Source organism: Rhodococcus sp. USK10 (assembly GCF_019378875.1).
In the GTDB taxonomy this organism is placed as follows: domain Bacteria; phylum Actinomycetota; class Actinomycetes; order Mycobacteriales; family Mycobacteriaceae; genus Rhodococcus_F; species Rhodococcus_F pseudokoreensis.
Genome location: NZ_CP076048.1, coordinates 4,991,402 through 5,003,694, shown reverse-complemented (window position 1 = coordinate 5,003,694; position 12,293 = coordinate 4,991,402). Strand labels below are relative to the sequence as shown.

The 12,293-nt window shown below is 67.3% G+C and carries 8 protein-coding genes; 3 read left to right on the top strand and 5 right to left on the bottom strand.

The genetic code is table 11. The features are described from left to right. Nucleotides 1-26: 26 nt before the first annotated feature. The gene (gene tgt, locus I1A62_RS30245) at nucleotides 27-1,271 is read right to left on the bottom strand and encodes a tRNA guanosine(34) transglycosylase Tgt (RefSeq protein WP_124390196.1); all 1,245 of its coding nucleotides are present in this window, start codon (nucleotides 1,269-1,271) and stop codon (nucleotides 27-29) included. 106 nt (nucleotides 1,272-1,377) lie between these two features. Here tgt and I1A62_RS30240 point away from each other — a divergent pair, with 106 nt between their 5' ends. Both I1A62_RS30240 and I1A62_RS30235 read left to right on the top strand, forming a co-directional pair. Beyond that, nucleotides 1,378-3,261 (top strand): sulfatase-like hydrolase/transferase, encoded by a 1,884-nt coding sequence (locus I1A62_RS30240; RefSeq protein ID WP_219455972.1) that lies wholly within the window; start codon nucleotides 1,378-1,380, stop codon nucleotides 3,259-3,261. A 5-nt stretch (nucleotides 3,262-3,266) separates the two neighbouring features. Then, the gene (locus I1A62_RS30235; RefSeq protein ID WP_219455970.1) at nucleotides 3,267-4,508 is read left to right on the top strand and encodes a hypothetical protein; all 1,242 of its coding nucleotides are present in this window, start codon (nucleotides 3,267-3,269) and stop codon (nucleotides 4,506-4,508) included. 42 nt (nucleotides 4,509-4,550) lie between these two features. Here I1A62_RS30235 and I1A62_RS30230 read toward each other — a convergent pair whose 3' ends face one another. The 4 genes from I1A62_RS30230 to I1A62_RS30215 all read right to left on the bottom strand — a co-directional run bounded on the left by I1A62_RS30230 (nucleotide 4,551) and on the right by I1A62_RS30215 (nucleotide 11,330). Then, nucleotides 4,551-6,500 (bottom strand): ABC transporter ATP-binding protein, encoded by a 1,950-nt coding sequence (locus I1A62_RS30230; RefSeq protein ID WP_219455968.1) that lies wholly within the window; start codon nucleotides 6,498-6,500, stop codon nucleotides 4,551-4,553. After that, nucleotides 6,497-8,230, bottom strand: a complete 1,734-nt coding sequence (locus I1A62_RS30225) for an ABC transporter ATP-binding protein (RefSeq protein ID WP_219455966.1) — start codon at nucleotides 8,228-8,230, stop codon at nucleotides 6,497-6,499. Before I1A62_RS30225 ends, I1A62_RS30230 begins: the two co-directional genes overlap by 4 nt. 95 nt (nucleotides 8,231-8,325) lie before the next feature. Continuing rightward, complete coding sequence (locus I1A62_RS30220) at nucleotides 8,326-10,677, bottom strand: MMPL family transporter (protein ID WP_219455964.1); 2,352 nt, start codon at nucleotides 10,675-10,677, stop codon at nucleotides 8,326-8,328. A 50-nt stretch (nucleotides 10,678-10,727) separates the two neighbouring features. Further along, a complete protein-coding gene (locus tag I1A62_RS30215; RefSeq protein WP_124390190.1) occupies nucleotides 10,728-11,330 on the bottom strand; it encodes a TetR/AcrR family transcriptional regulator in 603 nt (200 codons plus the stop codon). Nucleotides 11,331-11,451: 121 nt separating this feature from the next. Between I1A62_RS30215 and I1A62_RS30210 the strand changes: the two genes are divergently transcribed. Further along, nucleotides 11,452-12,267, top strand: a complete 816-nt coding sequence (locus I1A62_RS30210) for a class I SAM-dependent methyltransferase (protein WP_219455962.1) — start codon at nucleotides 11,452-11,454, stop codon at nucleotides 12,265-12,267. Nucleotides 12,268-12,293: the final 26 nt, after the last annotated feature.

Below are 12,293 nucleotides of genomic sequence, written 5' to 3'. Positions count from 1 at the left end.
AAGCGTCCCCGAGGACGCTTTCCCACTCACGTGCGGTAGAAGCGGCCCAGCGTCTCGGCCTTGAACTCCTCGAAGTAGCCGCCCTCGATGCCGGCGCGGATCTGATCGACCAACCGCACCGTGAAGCGTTCGTTGTGAATCGTGCACAACGTGGACGCCAGCATTTCCTTCGCCTTGAACAGGTGGTGGATGTAGGCGCGGGTGTAGTTCGCGCACGTGTAGCAGTCGCAGTTCTCGTCGATCGGGGTGAAATCACGCCGGAAGCGGCTGGTGTTGATGTTGAACCGGCCGTCCGGGTGGTAGATCGCGGCGTTGCGCGCGACCCGCGACGGGTTCACGCAGTCGAACGTGTCGGCGCCGTTCTCGATGGCCACGAAGAAGTCGTCCGGCTCGCTGATGCCGAGCATGTGCCGCGGCTTGTGCTCGGGTAGCTCCTCGTTGCACCAGCGGACGATGGTGCCCAGGTTCTGCTTCTCGAGCGCCCCGCCGATGCCGTACCCGTCGAAACCGCGGCCGCTCTCCCCCGTGATCGACTCGAGCCCCCGGCACGCCTGCCGCCGCAGGTCCTCGTACTGCGCGCCCTGGACCACCCCGAACAGCGCCTGGTACGGGCGGTGTGACCGCTCGGCGGTGAGCTTCTCGTGCTCGGCGATGCACCGCACCGCCCACGCCTGCGTCCGCTCCACCGACTGCTCCTGGTAGCCGCGGGTGTTCAGCAGCGTCGTGAGCTCGTCGAACGCGAACATGATGTCGGCGCCCAGCTGATGCTGGATCTGCATCGACACCTCCGGGGTGAACCGGTGCCGCGACCCGTCGAGGTGCGATTTGAACGTGACGCCGTCGTCGTCGACGGTCGCGAGGCGTTCCTTGCCCTTGGCGATGACGTCGTCGGAGCGCACCCCGACCGCTTCCATCGCGAGGACCTTCTTGAATCCGACGCCCAGCGACATCACCTGGAATCCGCCGCTGTCGGTGAACGTCGGGCCGTCCCAGTTCATGAACTTGCCCAGCCCGCCGGCCTCGTCCACGATGTCCGGGCCCGGCTGCAGGTACAGGTGGTACGCGTTGGCGAGCACCGACTGCGCGCCGAGTTCCTTCATGCTCTCCGGCAGCACCGCCTTGACGGTGGCCTTGGTGCCGACTGCCACGAACGACGGCGTCGCGATGTCGCCGTGCGGGGTGTGAATGGTTCCGGTGCGGCCGAGCTGTCCGTCGAGTCGGGTGCCGACGGTGAAGAACGGATCGGGCGGGGTCGGGACTACGGCATTCACGGGTGTATCCAATCACGCGCGACATTTCCGGCGACACATCACTACTTCGTTCGAAAGTGGGTACAGAGAGTGAGACGATCCCACCCCCTCGACCGGAGGAACCGCCATGAGCGACGAGAAGACCGGCCATCGGATCGACAGGCGAACGTTTCTCTCGGGTGCCGCGGTCGCGGGCGGGGTGACCGTGATGTCGGGTCTGTTCGACCGTCGGGCGGACGCGTCGCAGAAGCCGCTGAGCCGTCAGCGCGGCAATTACGTGCAGCCCAACATCGTGTTCATCGTCGTCGACGAGATGCGGTTTCCCCAGGTCTTTCCGGCCGGGATCACCACTCCGGATCAGTTCCTGCAGCGGTTCATGCCCAACCTCTACAAGTTGTGGGCGCCGGGGGTGAAGTTCACGCAGCACTACACGGCCGGCGTGGCGTGCAGCCCCGGCCGCGCGTGTTTCGTCACCGGGCTGTACCCGCTGCAGAACTGGATGCTGCAGACCCGGACAGGTAATCGGGCGTCGCCCGTCCCGTCCCCGGCGATGGGGCGGGAGTTCCCGACGTACGGCAAGCTGCTGCGGCAGGCGGGGTACGTCACGCCGTACGTCGGGAAGTGGCACCTGTCGCCGTCCCCCGACGAGGATTCGGGGCTCGCCCCCGGCTACCTCGAGGAGTACGGGTTCGACGGACTGACCATGCCCGACATCATCGGATTGAACGGTGAGGGCTTCGAATTCGACGGGCACATCGCCGACCAGGCCGCGGCGTGGTTGTCGACGCGCAAACCCTCCGACGGCCCGTTCTGCCTGACGGCGAGCTTCGTCAACCCTCACGACCAGCAGTTCTTCTGGGCCGGAACGGAAGCCGAACGCTACCAGTCGCTGTACGCGAACAACGTTCCCCCGCTCAGCCCGGCCCGGTCGTGGTCGGTGACCACCGGTGAGAGCGACCCGCCGCGGCTGGGCTACCCGTCCGTGCCGCCGAACTGGGAACCGGAGAAGGCACTGCAGTCGAAACCGAGCACCCAGGTGTTCGCGCGGGAGTTCCAGGCGCTGGTGTGGGGCGGCGTCACCGACGACGTCCAGAACCTGTCGAACTACTACCTGCAGCCGTACGGTCAGGGCACCGATCCCGACCGGCACATCGCGTTCGCGCCGTACACGTACTGGGAACGGGCACTGGACAGTTACACCAATGTGCTGTCGATGGTCGATCACCACATCGGCACGGTGATCGACTCGCTGCCGGAAGACGTCGCGGCGAACACCGTCTTCGTGATGACGTCCGATCACGGCGAATACGCGGGGGCGCACGGCTTCGTCGCGGGCAAACTGTCCACCGCCTACGACGAGGCGTTCCACATCCCGCTGATCGTCGCCGACCCCACCGGGCGGTTCACCGGTGACACCGACACCCCACGCGGGCAGCTCACGTCGAGCGTCGACGTGGTGCCGCTGCTCGCGACGCTCGGCCACGGCGACCGGAACTGGATGTCCGGGGATCTGTTCGCCACCTATGCCGAACGCGCCGACCTGATGCCGTTGCTGCGGAGCAACGCCGCGGCCGGTCGCGACCACGTCGTGCTCGCCACCAACGAGCATGCACCGCAGGGGATCAACTGGAACAACTCCCCCACCCACATCTACGTGCTGCGCACTCCGGAGGCGAAGGTCGCGGTGTACTCGAAGTGGCTGGGCCCCACCGCCTACGTCGATCCCGCCTCGTTCCAGTACGAGTTCTACGACTACGCCACCGACCGCGGTCGGGCGGAGCTCGACAACACCTTCGATCACGACCCGCGCGGCCCCGCGATGGCCGCCCAGCTGATGACCCAGTATCTGCCGACTCAGCTCGCCGCGCCGCTGCCCCCGGCGTTCGCTCAGCAGAGCGCGGACGCGATGGCCCGGTACCTCACCTACATCCAGGTGATCAACCGGTACACTCCCGGCCAGATCGACCGCGAGGGCATCGACAAGTTGACCGCGTTCGGGGAGGTGTTCTGACCGCCGTGGCCGGGAAAATCGTTGCCGCCGTGCTGGTTCTCCTGCTGTGGTCCGGTGGGGCCTCCCTCGCGTCCGCGGTCCCGCCGCCGACGGCGCAGTGCGCGTGGCAGTTCATGTCCAACTCGACGGTGCTGAATGTCGCGTTCCCCGACGCCAACGCGACGTACTGGGTTCTGCCCTACGCGTTGGCGTCCGGCGACACCATCGAACTGAGCGGCACCTATCCGGCCGCCCGCTATTTCTCGCTCAACACGTACGGCACCAACTTCGACACCGTCGACACGTTGCGCGACAACCAGATCGGGCCCGACCCGGGCAGCGGCAACCCGTTCACCGACGCCTCAGCAGGGTCCCTGCCTCCCGCGCAGAAGCGCTGGCACGCGACGGTCGTGACCGGTCCGGCCGATCACGCGCGCAACCAGATTCAGGCCCTGCCCACCGGGGCCGGCGCGCAGTCGGTTCCCGTCGGCTTCCTCATCATCCGGGTGTACGTGCCCGACGACCCGGCATCGCCGACCGGTGGCGTCCCACTGCCCGATGTGACGCTGACGTCCGGCGGTCGAACGTCGCCGGTGCCGACGTGCGGATCCGAATTCGACCCGTCCGCCTACGACAACGGCCCGCTCGGACAGGTCGCGGAGGCCGGATTCGATCAGATCATCGCCGGCGCCGCGTCCGGCGCGTTCCCCGGCAACGTGCCCGAGGCGACGTTCGTGAACCCCGCCAGCACGTCGGGCCTGTTCCCCAACGGCGACAACAAATACGTCGGAGCGGGGCTGACCTATCAGCCCGGGCGCATCGTCGTCGTACAGGGCCGGGCGCCCACGTTCCCCGACACCCGTGCGGGACAACCCGTCACGACACCCGACCGCCAGGTGCGGTACTGGTCGATGTGCCAGAACGATCAGCTGACGCCGTACCCGGTCGTCGCATGCGCCGCCGACTTCCAGACCCGAACCGACGGCGACGGCAACTACACGTACGTCGTCGCCGCACCGCAGGACGTCCCCGCCCGCGCCGCATCCGACCCGACCGTCACCGTCATCCCTTGGGGCTCCACCGACGTCGCGAAGAAGGTGCTCTTCCTGCGGTACATGCTGCCGTCCGACGCCTTCTACCCACAGTCGGTGCAGGCGTCGCAGAACAATCACACCGACCCCGCCACCACGATGGGTCCGTACTACCCGCGCTCCGCCTACTGCGACACCGCCACCTTCGAGGCCGGAGGAAGCACTGCGTGCCTGTGAGTACTTGTCAACCGCCCGGGGTTAATAAGTACTCACAGGCGTTTACGCACTGACGAACTGGCTGTTGTACAGCCGGTAATACGCGCCGCGGGTGAGGAGCAGGTCTTCGTGACTGCCCTGCTCGACGATGCGACCTTCTTCCATGACGACGATGAGGTCGGCGTCGCGGATGGTCGACAGCCGGTGTGCGATCACGAAACTCGTGCGATCGCTGCGCAGGACTGCCGTCGCGTGCTGGACGAGCAGTTCGGTACGGGTGTCGACGGAACTGGTTGCCTCGTCGAGGATCAGGATCGACGGTTGCGAGATGAAGGCGCGGGCGATGGTGATCAGCTGCTTTTCGCCGGCGCTGATGTTGCTGCCTTCTTCGTCGATGACGGTGTCGTAACCGTCGGGCAGCGAGTGGACGAACCGGTCGACGTAGCTGATCCGCGCGGCCGCCTGGATCTCTTCCTCGGTGGCGTCGGGACGTCCGTACGCGATGTTGTCGCGGATGGTGCCGCCGAACAGCCACGCGTCCTGCAGCACCATCCCGATGCGGGACCGCAGGTCGTCGCGCGTCATCGCGGCGATGTCGACGCCGTCGAGGAGGATGCTGCCCCCGTCGAGTTCGTAGAACCGCAGGATCAGGTTGACGAGGGTGGTCTTGCCTGCGCCGGTGGGTCCGACGATGGCGACCATCTGGCCGGGTTCGGCGACCAGCGACAGGTTCTCGATCAGCGGCTTGTCGGGTGAGTAGCCGAACGAGACGTCCGAGAACTCGACCCGGCCCGCGACCTCGGCCGGGTTGGGTGCGTCGGCCGGGTCCGGGTCTTCCTCGTCCTCGTCGAGGATGGCGAACACCCGCTCCGCGGACGCCACACCCGACTGCATGAGGTTGACCATGGCCCCGATCTGGGTGAGGGGCTGGGTGAACTGGCGCGAGTACTGGATGAAGGCCTGCACGTCGCCGAGGCTCATGGTGCCGGACGCCACCCGCATGCCGCCGAGGACGGCGATGGCCACGAAGTTGAGGTTTCCGAGGAACATGATCGCGGGCATGATCAGGCCCGAGATGAACTGGGCCCGGTAGCTGGCCTGGTAGAGCGCCTCGTTCTGTTCCTCGAACCGTGCCTCCACCTCGCGGCCGCGGCCGAACACGGTGACCAGTTCGTGGCCGGTGTACGCCTCTTCCACGTGCGAGTTGAGTTCGCCGGTCGACTTCCACTGCGACACGAAGTGGGTCTTGGACCGTTTCGCGATCTGCGCCGTCACCAGGATCGACAGCGGCACCGTCAGCACGGCGATCAGCGCGAGGAGCGGCGAGATGACGATCATCATCACGAGGATGCCGACCACCGTCATCGCCGACACGATCAGCTGGCTCATCGTCTGCTGCAACGACTGCGAGACGTTGTCGATGTCGTTCGTGACCCGGCTGAGCAGGTCGCCGCGGGAGTGGGAGTCGAAGTACCGCAGCGGAAGTCGGTGGATCTTCCGTTCGACCTCGGCGCGCAGGTTCTTCACGACACCCTGCACGATGATGTTCAGCAGGAAACCCGACAGCCACATGAACACCGACGACCCCAGGTACAGGGCCAGCACGATCGCCAGCACCCGGCCGAGGGCGCTGAAGTCGATACCGACTCCGGGGACGACGGCCATGCCGGACACCATGTCGGCGAACGTGTTCTGACCGTCGGCCCGCAGCGCGGCGACGGCCTGATCCTTCGACATTCCGGCCGGCAACTGCGCGCCGATGATGCCGTCGAAGATCAGGTTCGTGCCCTGACCGAGCATGCGCGGCGCGATCGAGGTGAGCACCACCGACACGGCGGCGACGAGGAAAACGGTGCCGACGGCGATGCGGTGGGGACGCAGCCGCCGCAGCAGCCGCTTGGTGGACGGCCACAGATCGTGCGGCTTGGACCCCGGTGCTCCCGGAGCGACCGGTCCCGGAATGCGTGGGCCGGCGGGCCTTTCGGCGGTGGTGGTGGTTGCGCGATCGCTCATAGTGCTTCCTGGACCGATCGTTGGGATTCGACGATCTCGACGTAACACGGACACGTCTCGAGCAGTTCGTCGTGGGTTCCGATGCCGACCACCGCGCCGTCCTCGAGGACCACGATCTGCTCGGCCTCCACGATCGTCGAGACCCGCTGGGCGACGACGATGACGCATGCGTCCGAGGTCTCGGGTTTGAGTGCGGCGCGCAGCCGGGCGTCGGTGGTGAGGTCGAGGGCGGAGAACGAGTCGTCGAACAGGTAGATCGACGGACGACGCACCAGCGCCCGCGCGATGGCGAGCCGCTGCCGCTGACCGCCGGAGACGGTGGTGCCGCCCTGCGCGACCGGGGTGTCGAGGCCCTCCGGCATGGCGCGCACGAAATCGGCGGCCTGCGCGATCTCCAGCGCCCGCCACAGTTCCTCGTCGGTGGCGTCGGGTTTGCCGTACCGCAGGTTGGTGGCGACGGTGCCCGAGAACAGGTAGGGCCGCTGCGGGACGAGTCCGATGCCGGCCCGCAGGACGTCCAGGTCGATGCGGCGCACATCCGTGTCGGACACGGTGACCGCGCCCGACGTGGCGTCGATGAGCCGCGGGATCAGCGACAGCAGCGTCGTCTTGCCGGAGCCGGTGCCGCCGATGATCGCGGTGGTCTTGCCCGGTTCGGCGCGGAAACTGATGTCGCGCAGGACGGGTTCGTCGGCGCCGGGGAACTTGAACTGGGCGTCGCGCAGTTCCACCACCCCGGGGTGCTGCAGCACGGTGACCGGATCGACGGGCGGCACGACGGTGGAATCCGTGGCGAGCACCTCGCCGATGCGTTCGGCGCAGACGGTCGCGCGGGGGGCCATCATCGCGATGAACGACGCCATCATCACCGACATCAGGATCTGCATGATGTAGCTGAGCATCGCGGTCAGCGAGCCGACCTGCATGGTGCCGCTGTCGATCTCGTGACCGCCGAACCAGATGACGGCGACGCTGGTGACGTTCGCGATCACCATCACGAGCGGGAACATCACCGCCGTCAGCCTGCCGACGCGCAGCGCGGTCTGGGTGAGTTGCTCGTTGGCGTCGCCGAACCGTTTCATCTCGGAGCGCTCGCGGACGAACGCCCGCACCACCCGGATACCGGTGATCTGCTCACGCAGCACCCGGTTGACCCCGTCGATGCGGGTCTGCATCTCCCGGAACGCGGGCACCATCCGCGAGATCACGAAACCCATGGACAGCGCGAGCACCGGCACCGTGACCGCCAGGATCCAGGCCAGTCCGGCGTCCTCCCGGATCGACATCACGACGCCGCCGACGCACATGATCGGCGCCATCACGAGGATCGTGCAGCTCATCACGACGAGCATCTGCACCTGCTGCACGTCGTTCGTGTTGCGGGTGATCAGCGACGGCGCGCCGAAACGGCCGAACTCCCGGGACGAGAAACTCCCGACCTGATGCATGACGGCGCGGCGCACATCGCGCCCGAAACCCATTGCGGCACGGGCACCGAAGAACACCGAACCGATCGAGCAGATGATCTGCACGACGGTGACGAGCAGCATCATGACACCCGTGGACAGGATGTACGCCGTGTCGCCCTTGGTGACGCCGTTGTCGATGAGATCGGCGTTCAGACTGGGAAGGTAGAGCGCGGCCGCGGTCGCGACCAGCTGGAACAGGACGACCGCCGTGAGCTCCCGCTTGTACGGGCGGAGGTACGTGGTGAGCAGGGCATTCAACATGGGCAGCAGCGATCCTGGCGGGTCATCATTATGTCCGAAGGTTACCAACAGAAGGGCCTGCGGCCTTGTGAGTGGTTGACGAGTCCAGAAACTCCTCAACCACTCACGGGCGCGAAGCGCCTGTCCGCGTCGTGCAGCACCTTCTTCAGCTTCTCGCCTTCGATGTCGACGTTGGGCAGGATCTTGTCCAGCCACTTCGGCAGCCACCATGCCTTGTCGCCGAGCAGTGCCATCACCGACGGGATGATCACCATGCGCACGATGAAGGCGTCGAAGAACACAGCGGCCGCGAGGGCGAAGCCGATCGACTTGATGAACGAGTTCGGCTCGGCGATGAAGGCCGCGAACACCGAGATCATGATGACCGCGGCGGCGCTGACGACCCGGGCGCCGTGGTTGAAGCCGACGGTGACGGCCTGCTTCGCGGTCGCGCCGTGCACGTATTCCTCCCGCATCCGGGTCACCAGGAACACCTGGTAGTCCATCGCGAGTCCGAACACGACACCGATCAGGAAGATCGGCATGAAGCTGACGATCGGCTGCGGGTTGGAGATGATGCCGCCCCAGCCTTCCTGGAACACCGCGACCGTGGCACCGAACGTGGCCGCGACGCTGAGGAGGAAGCCGAGGGTGGCGGTCAGCGGCACGAGCAGCGACCGGAACACCAGCAGGAGCAGGAGGAAGGCCAGGCCCACGACCACCGCGAGGTACGGGATCAGCGCGTCCTGCAGCGTCTCGGACACGTCGCCTTCGAGCGCGGTCTGCCCGGTGACGCCGTAGTTGACGCCGATCGAGTCGTGCAGGTCGGCCTCCGCGCCGCGGATGTTGTTCACCAGATCCATCGTGGCGGGATCGCTGGGGGCGCTGCTCGGCGTGACCAGTATCTGCGCGGTGTCGCCGGCCCTGTTCACACCGACGACCTGCGCGTTCGACACGTCGTCCTGCGCGCTGATGGTCTTCACGACCTCACCGAACGCCTCCGACGGCGTGCCGGTGGTGACGTCCTTGGCGTCGACGACAACGAGCAGCGGGCCGTTCTTGCCGGGGCCGAAACCCTCGCTGACGAGGTCGTAGGCCTGCCGTGAGCTGGTGGCCGGGTCGCCGGTGCCCTCGCTGGGCAGGGCCAGGCTCAGGCCGGTCGCGGGAATGGCGAGCGCACCGAGCACCACGACGCCGGCGACGAGCGGGATCGCGGGCCTGCGGACCACGGCGCTGATGAAGCGCAGGGCGAGGCTCGGCTTGCCCTCGTCGTCCTCGAGGTCGCGGCTGCTGAGGAACGGGATCTTGCCTGCGAACGCCTTCTTCCCGAACAGCCCGAGGATCGCGGGCAGCAGGGTCAGTGCGATCGAGACGGCGATGAACACCGTGAACGCGGCCGCGGCACCCATGTCGGAGAGGAACGGGATCCCGACGACGCGCAGCGCGATCAGCGCGATGATGACGGTGAGACCGGCGAACACCACGGCGGAACCGGCGGTGCCGACGGCACGTCCGGCGGCTTCGGAGCGGTCGTCGGTGAGCGTGAGTTCGTGCCGGAACCGGGACACGATGAACAGCGAGTAGTCGATGGCGACGGCGAGGCCGATCATGATGGCCAGCGTGGGCGTCATCGAGCTGAGGTCGGTGAATCCGGTGGCGACGGTGATTCCGAGGCTGCCGATCATGATGCCGATGATCGCGGTGATCAACGGCAGACCCGCGGCGACCAGCGAACCGAACGTCAGCGCGAGCACGACCGCGGCCACGCCGATGCCGACGAGTTCGGTGGCGCCTCCCGGCGGCTCGGCTTCGTTGGCGGCGGAACCACTGATCTCGACGGTCAGGCCGGCGTTGCGGCCTGGGTCGGCGGCGGAGTCGATCTGGTCACGCAGCGCCTGGTCGACGTCGCCCATGCCGCCCTTGAACGGCACCGTGACGTAGCCGACGGTCTTGTCCGCGTTGAGCGGGGACAGCGCCTGCGCATTCGCGACGGGGTCCGCTTCGCTGATTCCCTTGTCGGCCGCGGTCGACTTCGCCATCTCGACGAGCTGTTCGTTCGCCGTGACGGGGTTGACCAGCGCCTTCGCGGCGCCGGAGCCCGAGGCGGTGGCGGGATCGACCTTGGCGGCGTCCTGGACCTGTTCGATGCCGCGCACCTTGGCGAGCACCGCGTCCATCGCCTGCTGACTCTGCTCGCTCTCGAGCGTCTGCCCCTCGGGTGCGGCGAACACGTACCGCGCGCTGACGGCGTTCATGGGATCGGCGCCCGCGGCCTCGGGGAAGCGCTCGGCCATCAGGTCCTGCGCCTGCTGGGCGGGGGTGCCCGGGATGGAGAACGAGTCCTTGGTGGGCCCGGACAGCGTTGCCGCCCCGACACCCATGAGGACCAGGATCACCAACCAGACGCTGAGGACCGCGCCTTTTCGCCGGTAGGCGAATCTGCCGATCCGATAGAGGTAGGTGGCCACGACAGGCTCCTTCTGAGTCGGTGGAACGAAAAGTGGTTCTGGGCAGCCGGCTACGGCTGCGGGATTCCCTGACGGAGTTGACGCATGGCGTCACGGACCAGTTCTTCGGGCCCGTCGGCGCCCGACTTGCCGCTCATCCACAGGTCGAGCGACGCCTTGCACGCCGATCCGACCGCCAGGTGCAGCAGGTTGGGATAGAGGTCGGTGTCGATGTTGGTGCCCGTGCGTTCGGCGATCACCTCACCGATGAGCCGGGTGACGCGCAGGTGCACTTCGAGTTTCTTCGCGAGCAGCGCGGGGCTGGTCTCGACGAGTTCCATCATCACCGCGGTCTCCTCGAGGGGCTTCGCGGGATCGGTGACGATCTGGACCACCACGTGCTCGAGGGAATCCCAGATCGGCTCGTCCTCGGGACGGGCGCGGAGCAGGTTCACCCAGTCGTGGACGGACTGCTCGAAGTGCGCGAGGACCGCCTCTTCCTTGCTGGAGAAGTAGTTGTGGAACGTCCGGGTGGAGACCCCCGCCTCGGACGCGATGGCGTCGGCGGTGACGCATTCGATGCCCAGCGCGCGGGCCAGGCGTGCGGCGGCGCCGCTGAGGGCTGCGCGGGTGGCGGCCTTCTTGCGGTCCCGCAGTCCGATTTCCGAAATCACTACTCCGAGGGTACAGAACTTGCAGAGCTCTGCAAATTTGCGCGAGAGCGCAATTTTGATGTTCTTGGCCACAGTCCGCGCAGTACTGTGTCGGGGGTCACCGCGGCGCTACGGTGGATCCATGTCCGATCCGACGGCACCGCTGTCGTTCCGGGCGGACGAGATCGACCGCGCCGCCCTGGACCAACTCGCGTCCGTTCTCGACGTGCAGGCCGCGCGCCCGGGAATCCGGCGACTGCGCGAGTGGTCGTCCGCCGCGCTGCACGTGCAGCCGGGTGAGAGCGCCCTCGACATCGGCTCGGGCACCGGATCGGAAACCCGGGCACTCGCGGCCGCGGTCACCGCGTCGGGCCGGGCGATCGGACTCGATCCCAATCCCGGCATGGCCCTGCTCGCCCGGGAGCGGACCGAGGAGGACGGCTCGACCGCGCAGTTCGTGGTCGGCGACGCGTATTCGCTGCCGTTCCCCGACAACCGTCTCGACGTCGTGCGCAGCGAGCGGGTCTTCCAGCACCTGAGCGAACCGGACCGCGCGGTGGCGGAAGTGGTCCGCGTGCTGCGGCCCGGTGGGCGCGGCGTGATCGTCGACAGCGACTGGGGCACGGCGATCATGCACCCCGGCGATCCCCTGGTTCTGCAGAAGATCATGGACGTGATGCTGGCGCACACCGCCAACCCGCACTCCGGGCGGCTGCTCCCGGGTCAGCTCACCGCCGCCGGACTCGTCGTCGAGGACGTCGGCTCGGAGGCGTTGATCCAGGATCCGGCGGACGTGACCGGCCCCCTCGTCCAGATGATGACCGCCGCCGCCGTCGCCGAGGGGGCGATCACCGACGCGCAGCGCGAAACCCTGCTGGACCAGCTGACTGCCGCCGCCCGCAGCGGCGACTTCCACATGTCGGTGACGATGTTCGCCTATCTCGTCCGCAAGCCCTGAGAAAATTCACCCTTCCGGCATTCGGA

Excerpts from the sequence above, each read along its gene's own strand:
- I1A62_RS30210 (WP_219455962.1), top strand. The coding sequence starts at position 11,452 with ATGTCCGATCCGACGGCACCGCTGTCGTTCCGGGCGGACGAGATCGAC.
- I1A62_RS30230 (WP_219455968.1), bottom strand. The coding sequence starts at position 6,500 with ATGAGCGATCGCGCAACCACCACCACCGCCGAAAGGCCCGCCGGCCCA.
- I1A62_RS30240 (WP_219455972.1), top strand. The coding sequence starts at position 1,378 with ATGAGCGACGAGAAGACCGGCCATCGGATCGACAGGCGAACGTTTCTC.
- I1A62_RS30225 (WP_219455966.1), bottom strand. The coding sequence starts at position 8,230 with ATGTTGAATGCCCTGCTCACCACGTACCTCCGCCCGTACAAGCGGGAG.